At 53.2% G+C, this 18876-nt stretch carries 9 protein-coding genes and 4 pseudogenes; 7 read left to right on the top strand and 6 right to left on the bottom strand.

The features are described from left to right. Positions 1 to 40 precede the first annotated feature (40 nt). The 4 genes and pseudogenes from ACLRGG_RS03070 to ACLRGG_RS03055 all read right to left on the bottom strand — a co-directional run. Positions 41 to 605, bottom strand: a pseudogene (locus ACLRGG_RS03070) (recombinase family protein); the annotation flags it as partial. 192 nt (positions 606 to 797) lie between these two features. Beyond that, a complete protein-coding gene (pstB, locus tag ACLRGG_RS03065; RefSeq protein WP_416248369.1) occupies positions 798 to 1565 on the bottom strand; it encodes a phosphate ABC transporter ATP-binding protein PstB in 768 nt (255 codons plus the stop codon). Between the two features lie 18 nt (positions 1566 to 1583). Beyond that, a complete protein-coding gene (gene pstA / locus ACLRGG_RS03060) occupies positions 1584 to 3338 on the bottom strand; it encodes a phosphate ABC transporter permease PstA (protein ID WP_416248367.1) in 1755 nt (584 codons plus the stop codon). Between the two features lie 52 nt (positions 3339 to 3390). Continuing rightward, entirely contained in the window at positions 3391 to 5589 is a 2199-nt protein-coding gene (locus ACLRGG_RS03055) for an ABC transporter permease subunit (protein ID WP_416248366.1), read from the bottom strand. 167 nt (positions 5590 to 5756) lie between these two features. Between ACLRGG_RS03055 and ppk1 the strand changes: the two genes are divergently transcribed. The 3 genes from ppk1 to tehB are packed head-to-tail and all read left to right on the top strand — an operon-like array spanning position 5757 to position 9965. After that, entirely contained in the window at positions 5757 to 7817 is a 2061-nt protein-coding gene (gene ppk1, locus ACLRGG_RS03050; RefSeq protein ID WP_416248365.1) for a polyphosphate kinase 1, read from the top strand. A 4-nt stretch (positions 7818 to 7821) separates the two neighbouring features. Continuing rightward, on the top strand, positions 7822 to 9354 hold the full coding sequence (gene ppx / locus ACLRGG_RS03045; RefSeq protein ID WP_416248364.1) for an exopolyphosphatase: 1533 nt from the start codon (positions 7822 to 7824) through the stop codon (positions 9352 to 9354). Beyond that, complete coding sequence (gene tehB / locus ACLRGG_RS03040) at positions 9351 to 9965, top strand: tellurite resistance methyltransferase TehB (RefSeq protein ID WP_416248363.1); 615 nt, start codon at positions 9351 to 9353, stop codon at positions 9963 to 9965. The genes ppx and tehB overlap by 4 nt, the downstream gene beginning before the upstream one ends. Positions 9966 to 10101: 136 nt before the next feature. On the opposite strand, the gene ACLRGG_RS03035 is transcribed toward tehB, so the two are convergent. After that, positions 10102 to 12366: an EAL domain-containing protein gene (locus ACLRGG_RS03035; RefSeq protein WP_416248362.1), complete on the bottom strand. Its 2265-nt coding sequence runs from the start codon at positions 12364 to 12366 to the stop codon at positions 10102 to 10104. A 623-nt stretch (positions 12367 to 12989) separates the two neighbouring features. Here ACLRGG_RS03035 and mgtE point away from each other — a divergent pair. Continuing rightward, a complete protein-coding gene (gene mgtE, locus ACLRGG_RS03030; RefSeq protein WP_416248361.1) occupies positions 12990 to 14426 on the top strand; it encodes a magnesium transporter in 1437 nt (478 codons plus the stop codon). Between the two features lie 483 nt (positions 14427 to 14909). On the opposite strand, the pseudogene ACLRGG_RS03025 reads toward mgtE, so the two are convergent. Then, positions 14910 to 15319, bottom strand: a pseudogene (locus tag ACLRGG_RS03025) (transposase); the annotation flags it as partial. Between ACLRGG_RS03025 and ACLRGG_RS03020 the strand changes: the two are divergent. From ACLRGG_RS03020 to ACLRGG_RS03010, 3 genes and pseudogenes are all read left to right on the top strand, one after another. Continuing rightward, positions 15288 to 15618 (top strand): annotated as a pseudogene (locus ACLRGG_RS03020) (recombinase family protein); the annotation flags it as partial. The pseudogenes ACLRGG_RS03025 and ACLRGG_RS03020 sit on opposite strands and share 32 nt — an antisense overlap. Before the next feature lie 77 nt (positions 15619 to 15695). Beyond that, complete coding sequence (locus ACLRGG_RS03015) at positions 15696 to 18410, top strand: hypothetical protein (protein WP_416248360.1); 2715 nt, start codon at positions 15696 to 15698, stop codon at positions 18408 to 18410. A 289-nt stretch (positions 18411 to 18699) separates the two neighbouring features. Further along, a pseudogene (locus tag ACLRGG_RS03010) lies at positions 18700 to 18786 on the top strand (type VI secretion system tube protein Hcp); the annotation flags it as partial. Between the last annotated feature and the right edge of the window lie 90 nt (positions 18787 to 18876).

Genomic DNA, 18876 nt, shown 5'->3' with positions numbered 1-18876 from the left:
GGTTTTTCGGGGGGATTACCGTGGCCTCTGCGGTTTAGCTGATACTCAGTTTCCTAACCACTCGGTAGTACAGGACTTTCTGATGCCGTCCCTGATCGGCCTGTTTTCCCCGGTATTTTCCCAGTGTATGCGCACGTTCAATTCCCTGTTTTTGCCGCTGGCGGCGGCTCAGCCAGTCCTTATGCCACATCGCGGCCATCGGCCATCAGGTCGATAAGCATGTTATTGATGGCGGTTATCACGGCGCGGGTAATTGGGTCGGCCTGCGAAGGGACTTTATCTGACAGTGCCTGCCATGAGGTGGGTACATCCAGGCTGACAATTCGCAGCTCATGTTGTTCTATCTGCTTTTTGAGCGTCATCCAGTCGCTGTTGCTGAGACGTGTCAGACGGTCTATCTGCTCGACCAGCAAAATATCATTGCGATGACGGTCCATCAGTAAACGTCCCAGTTCCGGGCGATCAAGTTTTGTACCGCTAATGTTCTCCCTATAGTAACTGGCGATTTGATGACCTTGCTCCTGGGCGAACTGCTCCAGCATCTCTTTTGCCCGATCGGCGACCTGATCTTCCGTCGATGCCCTCAAATAAGCTCTGATGAACATTTTTTCATCGCATTTAGCCAGAGTCGAAAGGTCAAAAAATAGCCTTAACGTACAATAATTTTCGATATCCAAACTGACCCCTAATACAGACACACAGGAGCGCGCGAGTCGAGGCACCAGAGAGGGTCACGTCGGTTTGCGTTTTACATGCCGCAAGCGGGCTACGCAGTGTAAGGATATGTCCCAGGCAGCTTAGCCGTAGCGCCCGGTAATATAATCCTCGGTGCGCCTCTGGCGAGGTGTGGTAAACAGCCTGTCCGTCTCATCAAACTCCACGATGCTGCCCTGATGCATAAACGCCGTGTAGTCCGAGACGCGCGCGGCCTGCTGCATATTATGAGTGACCAGAATCAGCGTGAAATGCTGCCTGAGCGTGCACATCAGCTCCTCAATCACCAGCGTGGCGATCGGGTCCAGCGCTGAGGTCGGCTCATCAAGCAGCAGTACCTCAGGCTCAATGGCAATGGCTCTGGCGATCACCAGCCGCTGCTGCTGGCCGCTCGACAACGTGAGCGCATTCTGCCAGAGATTCTCTTTCACCTCGCCCCACAGTGCGGCAGCGCGCAGCGCGCTTTCAACCGCCTCATCCAGCACCCGCCGGTCGCGTACGCCCTTAAGCCGCAGGCCGTAGGCTACATTTTCATAGATCGTCTTTGGAAAAGGGTTAGGCCGCTGAAAAACCATGCCTACCCGTCGGCGCAGCGCCGACATATCCACCTGTTCGTGGAGGATCGACTGCTGATTCAGCAGAATATCGCCCTCTGTCCGGCAGCCCTCAATCAGATCGTTCATGCGGTTAAAACAGCGCAGCAGCGTTGACTTTCCACAGCCGGAAGGGCCGATCAGCGCGGTAATGCGATGTTTAGGCACCTGCATGCTGATGCCGTTAAGCGCCTGTTTAGCCCCGTACCAGAGCGACAGGTTCTCCAGCGTCAGCGACGTTTCCGGCATATTTTGCATCACTATTCTTAACCCTCGTTAGTTCATCAACGTGCGATAGCGCTCGCGGAGACGATGGCGCAGTATCATGGCCAGCAGATTCAGGGCCAGAATAATTAACACCAGCAGCAGCGCGGTGGCAAAGACCAGCGGGCGATCCGCCTGCGCGTCTGGACTCTGAAAAGCGAGATCGTAGATCTGGAAGCCAAGGTGCATAAATTTTCGGTCCAGATGCAGATAGGGAAACACCGAGTCCAGCGGCAGCTCAGGCACCATTTTCGCCACGCCAACCAGCATCAGCGGCGCGGTTTCTCCCGCCGCCCGCGCCACTGACAGAATTAATCCGGTAAGCATCGCAGGCACTGCCATTGGCAGGGTGATGTGCCACAGCGTCTCGGCCTGCGTAGCCCCCAGGGCTAACGATCCCTGTCGCAGGGAGGCGGGAATACGCGACAGCCCCTCTTCGGTGGCGACAATCACCACCGGCAGCGTCAGCAGCGCCAGGGTCAGCGAAGCCCACAGCAGGCCTGGCGTACCAAAGGTTGGATTAGGCAGAGAGGCCGAAAAGAACAGCCGGTCAATGCTGCCGCCCATCATCCAGACAAAGAAGCCCAGGCCAAAGACGCCGTAAACAATAGAGGGGACGCCGGCAAGATTGATAACCGCAATACGTACCAGACGGGTTAACAGGCCGTCGCCCGCGTACTCATGCAGCCAGATGGCCGCGACCACGCCCAGTGGCATCACCACCACCGACATCAGCAGCACCATCAGGATGGTGCCAAAAATTGCCGGGAATACGCCGCCATTACCCGGCCCCTCGCCCGGAGGATTGCTGACAAAGTGCCAGATCTGCCAGCCAAAGTGCTGCCATTTTGCCCCGATGCTCATTGCATTAGGATACCAGGCCGCAAGGATCTGACTCAGCGGGATGCGATGCTGGTGGCCTGAGATATCCCGCAGGATCAGCTCCGTGCTGTCGTTTTCGCGGTTAAGATCGCCCAGCAGCTGGGTACGCTGGGAGAACTGACGCTTAAGCTCCGCGCTATCGGCCAGCAGAATGGAATCCGTCTGCGCGCTGTAGCCGTCTGCTTTTTGCAGCCGCTGGCGCTGCGCGGCAAGCTGTTCAAGTTCGTTGTTTAGCCGGGCCATGCTGACGCGGCGGATTGTATCAACCTGAGCCTGACGCTCGCGGCTCTGGTTGATACGCTGCTGGAGCGTGTGTTGCATATCAGCGGCGGTCAGCGGCTGCCCCTTTTCCAGCAGCCCGTCAAACCAGCCAAAGGCTATTCTTCCCTGTCGTCGTTGCAGCACCAGCAGGTTCGCGGGCCGCTCCTGACGCACGATATCGCTGCTTAGCAGGGTGCGGAAACCAGTTCCGCCCACCTCACTGCTGCCGGTGTTAATCAGCAGGCGCGTCAGCTCGTTGGGCAAACCCGCCGGAAGGCGCACGCCGCTCTCCTGAAGCTGCTGGCGGGTGACCTTCTGCGACTGCGCTATCTCGCCCAGCAGCGCAAATTGGGACGTGTTCTGCAACGGCGTTGTCTCGCCGGAGAGCAGTGGGCGGGTATTGCCCTGCAATGGCGTTATCTCGCTGTGCTGCTGCGGGCGAAAATACCCGGATGCGCTCTCACCCGGTAGCTGAACGTTAAACAGCGTGACCGGCTGCGGCCAGAAGTAGCTCAATCCCTGCCAGCCGAGCAGCGCTATCAGCGCCAGAAAGGCCAGCAGACAGAGCGCAACCGCGCCCCCGGTCAGCCAGCGCCAGCGGTGATTAACCCGTGCTGCTCTCATTCCTGCCCCTCCCGCCAGGCAATGCGTTCGTGATGGCTTATCTTTAACACCCTCATCCCTGCCCCTCCTGTCTGGCGAAGCGTCGACGCAGCCGCTGACGAATAAGCTCAGCCAGCGTATTTACAATCAGAGTGAACACCAGCAGCACCAGCGCACTTAAGAACAGAATGCGGTAATGGGCGCTGCCGCTGGCTGCTTCGGGCATTTCAATCGCAATATTCGCCGCCAGGCTTCTGACCCCCTGTAGCAGCCCGCCCCCGGTGACGGGCGTGTTGCCCGTTGCCATCAGCACAATCATCGTCTCTCCCAGCGCGCGGCCAAAGCCTATCATCAGCGCGGCGAAAATACCGGCGGAGGCAGAGGGTAACACGACGCGTGACAGGGTCTGCCACGGCGTCGCGCCAAGCGCCAGCGATCCCTGCCCCAGCGAGGCGGGAACGCTGAAAATGGCGTCTTCCGCCAGGGTGAAAATCAGCGGCACCAGCGCAAATCCCATCGCCACGCCCGCTATCAGCAGGTTACGCTGCTGATAGCCTCCGCTCAGCCGGTCTGCCAGACCCTGTCGGAACAGAGCGTGCTCCAGCAGCGGAATACACCACAGGCAAAATATCGTCGTCAGCAGCAGTAAAGGCAGCAGCAGCCAGATTTCGCGGCCTTCATCGCACACGCGTTTACGCCAGCGCGGCGGCAGATGGTCGGAGGCCCAGCTACAGAGCAGCAGCACGCCGGCCAGCATCAGCGGCAGCAGCAAGATACCGGAAAGCCTGTCGGCCAGCTGCGGCGCCAGCCACAGCCCGGCGATAAGCCCAATCACCACGCTGGGCAGCGCGCCCATCATCTCAATGGCCGGTTTAACCCACCGCCGCAGGCCAGGGCTCATAAACCAGGCGGTGTACATGGCAGCCGCCAGCGCCAGCGGCGTGGCAAACAGCATTGCCAGCCCGGCCGCCTTAAGCGTGCCTGACACCATCGGCACCAGGCTGTATTTCCCCTGATAATCATCATCGGCCGAAGTGGACTGCCAGACATAGTCCGGCGAGGGATAGTTTTCATACCATACCTTCTGCCACAGGCTGCGCCAGCTGATATCCGGCCAGGGATTTGACAGGCGCAAATGCTGCCAGCGGCCCTGCTGCTCAATCAGTACGCCATCACCCTGCGGCGCAAATGCGGCGCGGATGACGCCCGGTCCCAGCGGAGAGGAGAAAATCGCCCCCGGCTGTTTACTGGCGAACAGGGAAAGCATCCCCGCCGGGCTGACGGTGGCGAATACGCGACGGTGCGCCTCGCTGAACAGTAGCGGCTGGGCGCGGGCGTCGGTAAAATAGCGGATCTGATGCAGGTGAAGCCCGGTTTCGCTGGCCAAATCGAACCACTGCGAGAGGCCCTTCTGGTCGGCAATCAGCAGTGACTCGCCGCCGCTCAGCAGCAACATCTGCTGTGGCCTCTGCGCCAGCGTAATGCTGTCGCGCAGGGTCAGGCCCTGTTCACCGATCTGCCAGACGCGCAGCAGCGCCCCCGAGAGGGTGAACAGCCGCTGACCGTCCGGCGTAAGCAGCATCTGGTTGATATCCCTGACTGCCATGCTAAAGCTCAGAGGCGACCGGGACGGCTGAAACTGTTGCAGCGTCAGACGCTGCGGGCTGGCCTGCGCCACCAGCCAGCGATCCGCCTGCGGATGCGCCAGCGCCACTACCTGAGACTCAGGATCGGCGGCGAGCGGCGCCTCACCGAGCGGGAATCGCCAGCGCGGCTCTGCCTGACTAAAATCAGGCTCCAGCAGCAGCAGACCGGCGGCGCTTTTTAGCAGCACGCTGCTATTATCGGGGGTCGCCGTTGCGTTCACTCTGCCACTGTCCTGTAATGCTGCAGCCGCGTTCACGCTGCCAGTGCTCAATGCGGCCACCGCGTTCACACTCCCCGTACCCATTAATGCCTGGGAAGAAGGCGTCTGCCCCGCGAGGGGGATAAAGCGGCCTGTGCCAGCGTCGTCAATACGCCAGCCCCACTGCTGCTGCGGATCCAGCCCCATTGCCACCACGGGGCGGGTCTGCCCCAGCGGGATTGCCCGGCTGCCCTCGACGGCAGGCGAGCTGAACAGCGGCACCACCACGCCCGCCAGCCAGATAAACAGCAGCAGCATAACCAGCAAAATGGCCAGCCCACACGCCGTCACCACGCGGCGCGTCAGCCTGTCTGTAAGCTGGCGTCGCCGGTTGTTAAACTGAGCGGGAATGGGGGTTGGGATCATGCTGTATGTCGCTTTCCTGTGCGCTGAGGGCCTTATGTTGCCCGTATGCGGTTAATAAGACAATGAACAATGTCCGTTGGACATTGCTGCCCTACTCTCGCCATAATAAAGGCGGACAATGACCGGCCAAAGGCAAGTGGGGTCGTGAATCTGCAAATGGAGTACAAATGGGTCAGGAAAAGCTTTATACCGTTAAAGAGTTGAGCTGGCTCTCTTTCAACGAGCGCGTCTTACAGGAAGCAGCCGATAAAACCAACCCGCTGATTGAGCGCATGCGTTTTCTGGGCATTTATTCCAATAACCTTGAAGAGTTTTACAAGGTGCGCTTTGCCGATCTCAAGCGCAGGATCCTGATTGGTGAAGAACAGGGATCTCCCAGCACGCCGCGCCATCTGCTAAAAAAAATTCAGGCGCGCGTACTGAAGGCGGACCAGGAGTTTGACGGTCTGTATAACGACCTGCTGCTGGAAATGGCCCGTAACCAGATTTTCCTGATCAACGAACGCCAGCTCTCGCCCAATCAGCAGAGCTGGCTACGACACTATTTTAAACATCATCTGCGCCAGCACATCACGCCTATTCTGGTCAATCACGATACGGACCTGATTGAATTTCTTAAGGATGATTACACCTACCTGGCGGTAGAGATCATCCGGGGCGAAGAGATAAATTATGCGCTTCTGGAGATCCCCTCCGACAAAGTGCCGCGTTTTGTAAACCTGCCCCCCGAAACGCCACGGCGCCGCAAGCCGATGATCCTGCTGGATAACATCCTTCGCTACTGCCTGGGCGATATCTTCCGTGGCTTCTTTGATTATGACGCGCTAAATGCCTACTCGATGAAGATGACCCGCGACGCCGAGTACGATCTGGTCACGGAGATGGAGTCGAGCCTGCTGGAGCTGATGTCCTCAAGCCTGAAACAGCGCCTGACCGCCGAGCCGGTGCGCTTTGTTTATCAGCGCGATATGCCGGATGCGATGGTGGAGATGCTTCGCAAGAAGCTCAATATCTCCAACTATGATTCCATTGTGCCGGGTGGCCGTTACCATAACTTCAAAGACTTTATTACCTTCCCTAACGTCGGCAAGGCAAATCTGGTCAACAAGCCGCTACCGCAGCTGCGCCATATCTGGTTTGACCGCTTTCGTAACGGCTTTGACGCCATTCGCAATCGCGATGTGCTGCTTTACTATCCCTATCATACCTTTGAGCACGTGCTGGAACTGCTGCGCCAGGCTTCGTTTGATCCGGCGGTGCTGGCGATAAAAATAAATATTTACCGCGTGGCGAAAAACTCGCGCATCATTGATGCGATGATCCACGCCGCCTACAACGGCAAAAAAGTGACCGTGGTGGTCGAGCTACAGGCGCGTTTTGATGAAGAAGCCAATATTCACTGGGCTAAACGGCTGACCGAGGCGGGCGTTCACGTTATTTTCTCTGCGCCCGGTCTGAAGATCCACGCGAAACTTTTTCTGATTTCCCGACGCGAAAATGGCGAGATCGCCCGCTATGCGCATATTGGCACCGGCAACTTCAATGAAAAAACCGCGCGGCTCTATACCGATTACTCGCTGCTGACCGCTGATGCCCGCATCACTAACGAAGTGCGCCGGGTATTTAACTTTATTGAGAATCCCTACCGGCCCGTCTCATTTGAACACCTGATGGTCTCACCGCAAAATTCGCGCCAGATGCTTTATCAGCTGATCGACAGCGAAATTGCCAATGCGCAGAACGGCCTTCCCGCCGCCATCACCCTTAAGGTGAATAACCTTGTCGATAAAGGCCTGGTTGACCGCCTCTATACTGCCTCCAGCGTAGGCGTTAACGTGAGCCTGCTGGTGCGAGGCATGTGTTCGCTTATTCCTAATCTTGAAGGGATTAGCGAAAATATCCGGGTGATCAGTATTGTTGACCGCTATCTCGAGCACGATCGCGTCTATATTTTTGAAAATGGCGGCGACAAAAAGGTCTTCCTCTCTTCCGCTGACTGGATGACCCGTAACATTGATTATCGTATCGAGGTGGCGGTGTCAGTCCTGGATCCTATTCTGAAACAGCGGGTGCAGGATATTATTGCCATCCTCTTCAGTGATACGCTTAAGGCGCGCTTCGTAGACAAAGAGCTCAGCAATAAGTACGTTCCGCGCGGCAATCGCCGCAAGGTACGCGCGCAGCTGGCCATTTACGATTACATTAAATCTCTGGAACAACCTGACTAACTTTATGCCTATATCCCAGAAAAATACGCCTAAACCGCAGGAATTTGCCGCAATTGATTTGGGCTCGAACAGTTTTCATATGGTGATTGCCCGCGTGGTCGATGGCGCGATGCAGGTGCTGGGCAGGTTAAAACAGCGCGTCCATCTGGCTGACGGGCTGGACCATAACAATGTGCTGAGCGAAGCCGCCATTGAGCGCGGACTGAAAAGCCTGGCGCTGTTCGCCGAGCGTCTTCAGGGATTCAGCCCGACCAACGTCACCATTGTCGGCACGCATACGCTGCGCCAGGCGGTTAACGCCGAGGATTTCCTGCGCCGCGCCGCCGATGTGATCCCCTATCCGATTGAAGTGATCTCCGGTAATGAAGAGGCGCGTCTGATTTTTATGGGCGTCGAGCATACTCAGCCGGAAAAAGGTCGCAAGCTGGTGATTGATATTGGCGGCGGTTCTACCGAGCTGGTGATTGGCGAAGACTTTGAGCCAAGCCTGGTCGAGAGCCGACGCATGGGCTGCGTCAGTTTTGCGAACCTCTACTTCCCCGGCCGCGTGATAAGTAAAGAGAACTTCCGCCGGGCAAGGCTGGCCGCGGCGCAAAAGCTGGAGACGCTGGCCTGGCAGTATCGCCTGCACGGCTGGCAGTATGCGCTGGGCGCATCCGGCACCATTAAGGCCGCCTGCGAAGTCCTGCTGGCAATGGGGGAGAAAGAGAAGCTGATCACCCCGGAGCGTCTGGAGATGCTCTACGACGAGGTGATGAAGTATAAGTCTTTCGACGCGCTCAGCCTGCCCGGGCTGTCAGATGAGCGCAAGGTGGTGTTTGTTCCCGGTCTGGCCATTCTCTTCGGCGTCTTTGACGCCCTGGCGATCCGCGAACTGCGCCTGTCCGATGGGGCACTGCGCGAAGGGGTGCTGTATGAGATGGAGGGCCGCTTTCGCCATCAGGATATCCGCAGCCGCACCGCTCAAAGCCTGGCAAATCATTATGCCATTGACAGCGATCAGGCCCGACGTGTGCTGGAGACCACGGAGGGACTTTACCATCAGTGGCGCGATTGCAATCCGAAGCAGGCGAACCCACAGCTGGCCGCCCTGCTGAAGTGGGCGTCCATGCTGCACGAGGTTGGCCTGACCATTAACCACAGCGGATTACAGCGCCACTCTGCCTATATTCTGCAGAATACTAACCTGCCGGGTTTCAATCAGGATCAGCAGACGCTGCTGGCCACGCTGGTGCGCTTTCACCGTAAAGCGGTAAAAGTAGACGAGATGCCGCGCCTCACGCTGTATAAGAAAAAGCAGTTTCTGCCGCTGGTTTTCCTGCTGCGGCTGGGCGCGGTGCTGAATAATCAGCGCCAGGCCACCTCAACGCCCGCGACGCTCCAGCTAACCACCGACGAAGGCCACTGGACGCTGACCTTCCCTCACGGTTATTTCAGCCAGAATACGCTGATTCAGCTCGATCTTGAGCGCGAGCAAAACTACTGGAAGGATGTGACCGGCTGGCAGCTCACCATTGAGGAAGAGCCAGGCGCATGAACATCTCTCATCCGGCGGACAATCGCGACTACACTGGTAAATATCAGCTCACCGCCACGCACTCCGAAGTGGTTGAGGCGATGACGCGGCTTAAGCCCGGGCGGGCGCTGGATCTGGGCTGTGGCAGCGGTCGCAATACGCTCTATCTGAATGCTAAAGGGTTTGACGTCACGGCCTGGGATAACAACCCGGCCAGCCTCGCCCGGCTCAACCAGATAATCGCCAGCGAAGGGTTAAGCAATATTCACACCGCCGAAAAGGACCTCAACACCCTGCGCTTCAACGGCGCTTATGACTTTGTTTTTTCTACGGTGGTGATGATGTTTCTTAAGCCCAAAGTCATACCCCTACTGATTGCGGATATGCAGGCCAGCACGGTGAGGGGCGGCTATAACCTGATTGTCGCGGCGATGGATACCGAAGATTACCCCTGTAACCAGGGGTTCTCTTTCGCCTTTCGCTCAGGCGAACTGAGTGAGTATTATCGCAAATGGCATATTGTGAAATATAACGAGCATGTGGGCCAGCTCCACCGCACCGACAGCGAAGGCAGGCGCATTTCTCTGCGCTTTGCCACGCTGCTGGCACAAAAGGAGCTGGTTAAGGCGTAACGCCCGATATATGCAACGGCTACGCCATGCAACGCGAAGACAGAGTGTGAATCCGGCCATAGAGCCTCGATTCGCGCAGCCCTGCGCCCGACGATCTGCTTATCTGCTGACTCCCCCGTCACACCATTTGGAACGGCTATTGCGGATCCGGGCCTTCATCCGGCTTAGTCGGCGGCGTCGGCTCAGCGCTTTCGCACAAATCCTGTAACGCGCAGGGCTGGCTGATAAAGCCTCCCTGCAGGTAGTCCACTCCCAGCAGCCGCAGCAGCCGTTCGGCCTCTTCCGACTCCACGCCCGTGGCGATAACCTGCATGCGCTTTAGGCGGGCTATCATGCAGATGGACTCAATAATTTGATAATTCAGGCTGCTGGTAAGCATATTGCTGACAAAGGTGGGGCTGATTTTCAGCATATCCATCTGCACCTCTTCCAGCTGGTTATAGCTGGCATAGCCGCTGCCAAAATTGTTAATCGCCAGCCGACAGCCGAGATGCCGAAGCTGGGTGATTGAGCGGTTTCCCCAGCTGTAGTCGGTCAGCATGGGCGACTCTTCCACTTCAATAATGAGCTGCCAGGGCTCAACGCCATATTCCTGCATAAAAACCTGCAGTTCGCGGGCCAGCTGTGGTCGACACAGGCTGGAGGCAAAGAGCCTGATGGCAAAGCGCACGCCTGGCAGTTTTTCCCGATGGCGCTGTATAAAAGCCAGCGCCATTATGATCGCCTGACGGTCTGTTTCCCACGTCAGACCAAATTCATTGATAACGGGTATTAAACGCGAATATTCGACCCACTCGCCATAGCGGTCCGCCATCTGAGGCCGGATTTCGTAATAATCATCGCCACGAACGCCAGCGATCTTTTGCACCATCAGCTGAAAACCACCATTTTTAAGCGCGGTCTGCGTATCATTCAGCAACGCGATCTTTTCAGCAACCTGCCGCTGTGCCGTCTGCCCTTTACGCTGCTGTAAGTTTTCTGCGACGCCACTGCGCAGTGAAACCTCTGCCATGGCGCTTAACTCACCCAGCAGCTCATGCAGATGGTTGACCGGTGGCCGGACGCTACAGTAGCTCAGGCCTACGGCCGGATGGATCGGCAGGCCATCCCAGCTAAGCTGATAATCTTTCAGCCGTACCGCAACATTCTCGATGCGCTCAACATGGCGGTCATAATTCAGACGCATCACCAGATCGAAACCCGGCAGCTGATAGACGTCCTCCCCCGGCTGTAATTCAGGCATCAGATGGATAGCAAGGCTGCGTTTATACTGGATGCGCATCTGTAATCCGTAAGTTCTGCTCAGGCGGTCCAGATCGGGAATACTCAGGAAGCAGAGCGTTGAACGGGGACTTTCTGCCAGATCCTGAGCCAGCGCGCGCAGGTTAGGCAGCCTGAACACCGGATCGCTAAGCGAAGCGCGTTTAACCCTCGCCAGTGCGAAACGCTGCCGCGTACTGATATTCGCCATCAGCAGGATAGTCAGCGTAAACACCAGCATATTGAGGGAGATGACCGCCAGATGGTGGGGGTCCGTCTCCGGAGAGAGAAAGCGATCGCGCAGCTGGTAAATGCAGAGTAAGAGCATCGCCCAGCTTAGGGAGGTAATCAGATAGCCGAAGCGCACGGCAGCCCACAGCATCAGCGGCAGAAACAGGGGCAGACCATAATCCGTATTCAGCAGGTTTTCATCGGCCTGTTCGAACTGTAGCTGCACCCCCAGCAGAAAGATCAGCAGGCCGAGCCACAGTGTCAGCTCAGCCTTAGTGACGCCCGTGGCCATTTGACTTATGGCCCGACGTGCGAGCAGGCTAATAAACACCGGTTTGCGAATGCTGCGTATGACAAAGTAGCACAGCTGGATCATCACCAGGCAGGAGAGCAACACTGACTGATAATTAAGCAGCGTATGCAGCGACAGGGCGGAACGGGAAAATACGGAGTGATTAAACGGCGTCAGCCCCAGCAGCGTCATTACATGCATAGTGAAAACAAACAGCGTGGGCGTCATAAATGCCAGCCAGAACAGGCGAACTGACATCATACGGAATTCCCCATAATCCACTCCCCAGCGCTGGCGACTATGTAAACGGTAGCCCGCCCAGCACAGCATCAGAACGGTAAGGAAAACAGCGACAATGACGCTGGCCGTAAGCAGGTTGTAGCGAAAAAAGTAGTAACTGGATAACCCCAGCGCGATGCCCGGAAAAGCGTCCCAGTCATAAACCAGCAGCATCGCCACCAGCATTGCCAGCGGAAGATAAATCAGATACACGTAGCCATCCGCCATCCACAGCCGGATGGAAAGCTGGGTACATAGCGGCATCAGGATCAGCGGAAGTAGCAGGGGTAATCCCAGTCTGCTGTGATAAAAATATTTTAACCAGTGGGTAATTCTCATTGGGCTCAATATGTTGTGCGAAAATAACGATGATTCCCCGGGCGGGCTGCCTGACGAAGGACACTCTTTTGCGCGCCATGGTAATGTCTGTCGACTACTATAACTTGATATAAGTCAAATTAGTGCAATTTTTATCCACATCTGTTTTACCTGTGCATGAATCTGCGCTTATTCATTCACCTGCCGTGAACATCGGCGATCTCACCCTTTATTGACTCGTTTTCATTGATCAAATTACGCGACTGTGTCTAAATTGCACTAATGCCCGTATGGGCTAACCTCAGGACAAACTGTGTGAACAGGGCTATGCCATTACCCCGACGTAAAAAAACCAGCCGAATGACCCTCATCGTACTGCTGGTGAGTTTTATTCTTCTTGCCGCCAGACTCATTTTTGTTATCCCGGGCGCTATAGAGCATCATCAACAGAAACAGCACGACGCTCCCGTACCCACCGTCATAGCGAAATAGCTGCATGAGTAACCGTTTACGCCTCTGAATAGCTGTATGAGTAACCGTTTGCACGTATGGTGCTGCAAAAAAAACGGGCTTAGTCGCGGCTTAGGCCATATTGCGCAATACTTATCCCCCCGATTTCTTTTGCCAGACACAAGGGAATTTTTATGTCTGTAGCTTTATCTCACGCCCAGCAGCTCTCTGAAATACGCAGTCGTATTCTTAACCTGCTGCTGAACGATGGCGATCTGGTCGATACGCTGCTTGGGCGTCCGCTTAAAGAGTCCCCTGCCGATGCCAAAGCGCATCAGGAGCAGGCTGAAGAGATCGCTCAGTATATTCCACTGCTGCACGCGGCTGACCTTGCCGACCTGCTGGAAGCCCTTCCCGAAGAGGAGCGCCTGGCGCTGTGGCAGCTGATCGGCACCGATCGCCGTGGACGCGTCCTGATCGAAGCCTCCGAAAGCGTCTGGGAAAGCCTGATTGAAGAGATGAGCGACCGCGATCTGCTGCGCGCCATTGAACCTCTGGATATCGACGAACAGGTCCACCTCGCTAAATATCTGCCGCGCGATTTAACCGGCCGCCTGCTCACCTCCCTGGAACCATCACTCCGCTCCCGCGTGCTGGAGGTGATGGATTTCGATCGCGATCGCGTGGGTCGCATTATGGATTTCAATCTGATCACCGTTCGTGCAGATATAACCCTGGGGACCGTTCAGCGCTTTTTGCGCCGCAGAAAAGTGATCCCGGACGGGACGGATAAAATTTTTATCACCGATAAAAACAATATGCTGCTGGGTGAAGTTACGCTTACGGATATTCTGCTCAACACGCCGACAATGAGGGTTTTCGACGTGATGAATGCCAGACCGACCACCTTTCTGATCAATGATAAGGCAGAGGATGCCGCAGGGGCCTTCGAGCGCTACAACCTGATCTCAGCGGCGGTTATCGACATTAAAGGAAAGCTGATGGGCCGCATCACCGTCGAGGAAATTGTTGATCTGGTGAACGAAGAAAGCGACAGCAATATTCGTAAAATGGGTGGCGTGAACCCGGATGAAGATGTGTTTGCCCCGGTCAGAAAAGCCGTCCGTACGCGCTGGACGTGGCTGGCCGTTAATCTCTGCACCGCGTTTGTTGCCTCGCGGGTGATTGGTCTGTTTGAAGATACCATCTCTCAGCTGGTTGCGCTGGCGACGCTGATGCCAATCGTGGCCGGCATTGGAGGTAACACCGGCAATCAGACCATCACCATGATTGTCCGCGCACTGGCGCTGCATCAGGTTGAACCGGGCAACTTTTCCTTCCTGATTGGCCGCGAGCTGGGCGTCGCGCTGATTAACGGGCTGTGCTGGGGAGGTATTATGGGCGGCGTCACCTGGGCGATGTACGGTAACCCGGAGCTGGGCGGCGTCATGATGCTGGCGATGGTGCTAAATCTGCTGCTGGCGGCGCTGATGGGCGTCCTTATCCCGCTTATTATGACCAAACTCAAGCGCGATCCCGCCGTTGGCTCCAGCGTATTGATTACCGCCCTGACCGATACCGGCGGATTTTTTATCTTCCTGGGTCTGGCAACGATCTTCCTGCTGCATTGATCTTACTGCTGCACTGATCTTCCGGCAGCCTTAAGGGCTGCCGGGGTTCTCCTTGCTATCAGACCGGGAGCGGCGCGCTACTGTGGTCGCGCGGCACCCTCCACCGGACGATAAGATCGCGTTCTGATAGCGGCTCCCCCACCCCGTCACACAAAACAAAAAAGCCCGCAGTGACGCGGGCGTAGAGGTACATTATTGCTTTTATGAGCTGACTGCTGCAAGGCGTTCAGTAATGCCCACTTGCTTATCTGTCGACCATAAAAATCATATAAAACAATAAATTAATACATGGGGAATCGAAAAATCATGAAGAATGCCATGCATAATAATAACGTTCAATACGTTGGATTAGCCTCTCTTGTGACAAGGCAGCCGATAGCCACCTCTACAGGGGTATTTGGGTAAGCATCCCGGCTTTAGTTCCTCGCACTTTTTGAGATTTCCAGTTTCTCAGCCATCAGCCCATATTCTTACGGCGTCAGATTGCTGGCGCGGGCATGGCTGATGGCGGCGCAGAAGCCAGGCATACCCGCCGCTACGGGCAACCCGCAATACCCGACACATGGCCTTAAGGCTGAACTCAGCCTGATACTTTTCGACAAAGAGCTACTTCATTTCAGACACTTCGCGAAGTATATCGCGGCCTTTTGGAGAATGGCCAGCTAATCCGCCTGCACAGCCCGTTGCCGCTTAAGGCGGGCATCTTCAGCGGCCAGTTCATTTTCACGCTCTGACGAGGTCATTATGTGCTGTTGCTTGCTGCGCCAGGTATAAAGCTGTGATTCATGCAGGCTGAGTTCGCGGGCGGCGGCAGCAACACCAGTTTGCTCAGCAAGCTTCAGCGCTTCGTTGCGGAAATCAGCCCGTAGCGTAAAACTGGCTCTCGGTACCAGCCTCTATAACCCGGCAGACCCGATGGGAAAAGTGTTCTTTAACGTGCTGGCGACTTTCGCTGAATTTGAATGCGACCTGATACGGCTGCGTACCCGGGTAGGAATGGCCATTGCCCCGGCGAAAGGGAAATTACGGGGAAACAAGCAAGTTTTCAGAGAAACACCAGAAAGAGCTGTACTGGATGCATGGAAACGGGCAGTACTCGATTAGCGACCTGACTAAATTGTTTTCAGTCTCACGGCCAGCAGTATACCGGACGTTAATACGGATCCGAACACTACCGGAAGGGAGTAAATAAGCGAAATGATTGTTAAATGAAAGTAATATAAGCAGAGATATGCGATTAAGTCATTTTACATATTACGGGACTTAATCATGCCAGTATCAGCGTTGCAGCACAGAGTTACAGCCGGAGCTTATCAGATTAAACTTCACAATAATATCAGGGTAAGCTCCACAACACAGGTTCAGGGCATAAACACTGACCGCTCTGCCATCCCGAAAGAAATACTTCATTTTGGAAGCAGTATTAACAGAGCAGTCAATTCTCACGAAGAAATGAGCAGCCCCTCTAACCAGACGACATCGCTGAGACAGGGCATAGCCGCACCGCTGTTTATGCTGTTGAGCCAGGTAAGACTTGATGGTATCCCGATTTCAGCAACAGCTGATATCCCAGCATTCACCTCAGAGGAGTGCGTTTCCCCCTCAGTTTGCCGAAATACAGCGCATTCAGATAACAGCGGTAATAGCTTCAGTGTAATGCTGAGGCCGTTTGCCAATACATTGTATGAAGCCGGTGAGTTTATTGCCCTGCATGACCCCTTAAGATTTCCAGGAGCAGATGCTGCTGTCCTGCAAGGTGGGGGAGTAAACTCAATAACGGCTACAGATATCGCTAAGGATATACACGGAAGTCGTTGCTTATCTGATGAAATTCGTGCAAAAATAGTTGAGATAATTGGTGCCATAGAAAACCGCGAAGATTTAATTACAATAAAGGATGTTATAAATAAAATTAATAGCATTGCCACTGAAGCAGAATATAAATACCCACAAGATACTACTGGAAAAAAAAGCATTGAGCATTTAATTTATCTTATAGAAAACTTAGATAGCATCATATCCGATTTTGAAATAAAGTATCATCAAAGCAGTTTCTGCAATCAACTTAAAATGCAGTTGGGAAATTATATTAAAACTGCAGTTGATATGACTGATAAAAGAGACGTATCAAAGTTCAAGGAATATATTGGAAAAATCCCTTCCCTGAAGTTAACTCCAGACAGCAGAGGAAAAGGATACCAACCAGTAGAAAATCAGGTCGCAGGTAATCTGGTGAGAAGTGTTTACTGGTCCCAAAACGATGAGGGGCATTCAGCAGTATACGGATTAAGATATGAAGCCCATAAAGCTATGCTCACATATATAATCGCTGAAAAAGGGCTTGGTGATTTAAATAAGTTACCTGATAACTGGTACAAAGGCGATGAGGCCTTGCGATTGTCTGGCATACTTTACAGGGATCTGGAGAATAACTTAAAAAATAAAGGGGAAGCTTATCTCATCAGGTCTGCCCGGCAATTTTACTTATCACTCCGTGATTCATACAGTGAAGACGGCACTCTCAAAATCAAAGGATTGAAGAAAAAAACATTATCGTCGTACTCTGACAAAGATAAATTACTTGCACTAAGGCATTACTTCAATAAACCGGTAGATATAGAGTATCATCAGGAAACCAACACGCAGGGGTTTCTTAAAATTGTTGACTTTGTTCTTATATTACAATCAATTTCAGCAGTAATGCGGCCACAAATCTCATCTGGAGGGAATCACAGGCATCATCATAACGGACAAAGAACTGTTACTTCTACTACATATGGTAAACAGCCGGGAGGGAAGGTAAGAAATTTCCGGCTAGAAATTAATAAAAAGAATAATGAGTTGACTATTATCCCAACTGAAGGTTTGGGTTTAAAAAAACAAGGAATGATAAACCGCAAGAACAAAGAGATTCTATCAAGTCACAACAAAATAAGTGGTGTGAAATTTAAACCAGGTAAAGGCAAAAGCAGTAATAAACTTCAGCCCACCGTATCCAGGAAGGTTCGTGATAAAATAATGCCGGATATGTATGCAAAAAACATTGATTCTAAAAAACTTTCCGCTCCGAATGATATGGGTTTGATGCTGCATGAAAATGGCAGAAAATATATCAGGATAGACAAATCCTATGTAGAAGTAAAAGAACGAGAAGGCTATTTTTACATCAAGAAAAATGGTGGAGGGGTAATACACATAGAGTATAGAAATAATAAAATTTATTTAGAATCCCATAAGAAGCGCCTTGCTCGTATAAAATACATGGGCCTTAGTGGGAAAGTAGAGAGACCTGAGCAAATCATAGCTAAAAAATTGCAAATTAGTGAAGTGAGAGCTAAAGAGATACTATCAAAATACGAATTCCCTGGCGGAACCTCGAGTTACACGGAAGCAGATTTTGTCAGTTCAGTCAGGGATACCGGGACGTTCCCCGAGTGGGCTAAATGTTTTAAAAAAATAGAAGCTAATGATTATGTTTCACCCTACATAACAAGCAAAGTTATGGATAATGGGCTGAACGGGTTTAGTGGTAAAAGTAATTACTTTTATAGAGTAGATAACGCCTCACCAGAAACAGTGTTAAAAAATGGGTTTGGAGCATCAGACGGTTATATGGCAATACCAAAGATGCTACCAGAGAATATGGATGGTGTTATTGTTGCAGAAAGCCTTGAAGGAGCACGGAGATATCATTCAATATCACCCCATTCAAATATCTACAAAATTGATGGGAAAAACGTTGAAGGTGTATCATTAAAAGATAATTTTTATACGAATGAAAAAGGACTTAATAATTTTTTGGGAGAAGAATATGAAAAAAAGCGCTCCACCTTACACTCTCTTGCTGAGGATACCAATGGTGCTATCTATCTTGATGAAGTCCATTTAATAAAAGAAACCATTACCCCAGGCGCAATAAGCCTTGTGCATCCTGATGAAATTAGTGGGGATTTATTGTCAGGGCCATGGAATAACTTTATTTAGATAGTGTGTATGACACTTTACAGAGTTACAATGATAATTGTGACTCTGGTTTATTGGTTGAGAAGCCGGGGGTTAAATCCCAATAGAACGGAAACGTACGTTAAGAACGTGACGCTATGATTTCGTAGTCTATAAAATCATGATGTTATCGGTCAGATTTACGTTGATTTGATTACCGGGTTTATTAAAACTGGAAGAGCGAAAAACCGTATGGCTACTGGCATCAAGGGAAAACGTAAACAAACACCTCTTTTCTTTACTCTCCTGTCTGCTCGAAAAAGGACATTACATTTCCACACCCGCAGATTTATGGTTTGAAGATGAAAATGGTTCTCCGATTGTTGGCAGTTGTTTAATGCCACTGCGCCTGGGCTCTAACGCGAACTTTGCAACAGTGCCCTTTTTCAAACCTGAATTCGAAACCAGAGAGTACCATCAAAAATTCCATTGAAAAAACCGTGCTTCC

It is taken from the genome of Erwinia sp. PPS120, assembly GCF_047918655.1.
GTDB classification, from domain to species: Bacteria; Pseudomonadota; Gammaproteobacteria; order Enterobacterales; family Enterobacteriaceae; genus Erwinia; species Erwinia tasmaniensis_A.
Note: the sequence above shows the minus strand (reverse complement) of the source record. Positions and strands in the feature narration are given on the sequence as shown.

Bases quoted from the DNA above. Each gene is read 5' to 3' on its own strand.
- ACLRGG_RS03055 (WP_416248366.1), bottom strand. From the start codon at position 5,589: ATGATCCCAACCCCCATTCCCGCTCAGTTTAACAACCGGCGACGCCAG.
- ACLRGG_RS03035 (WP_416248362.1), bottom strand. From the start codon at position 12,366: ATGAGAATTACCCACTGGTTAAAATATTTTTATCACAGCAGACTGGGA.
- tehB (WP_416248363.1), top strand. From the start codon at position 9,351: ATGAACATCTCTCATCCGGCGGACAATCGCGACTACACTGGTAAATAT.
- pstA (WP_416248367.1), bottom strand. From the start codon at position 3,338: ATGAGAGCAGCACGGGTTAATCACCGCTGGCGCTGGCTGACCGGGGGC.
- ppk1 (WP_416248365.1), top strand. From the start codon at position 5,757: ATGGGTCAGGAAAAGCTTTATACCGTTAAAGAGTTGAGCTGGCTCTCT.
- ACLRGG_RS03015 (WP_416248360.1), top strand. From the start codon at position 15,696: ATGCCAGTATCAGCGTTGCAGCACAGAGTTACAGCCGGAGCTTATCAG.
- mgtE (WP_416248361.1), top strand. From the start codon at position 12,990: ATGTCTGTAGCTTTATCTCACGCCCAGCAGCTCTCTGAAATACGCAGT.
- ppx (WP_416248364.1), top strand. From the start codon at position 7,822: ATGCCTATATCCCAGAAAAATACGCCTAAACCGCAGGAATTTGCCGCA.
- pstB (WP_416248369.1), bottom strand. From the start codon at position 1,565: ATGCAAAATATGCCGGAAACGTCGCTGACGCTGGAGAACCTGTCGCTC.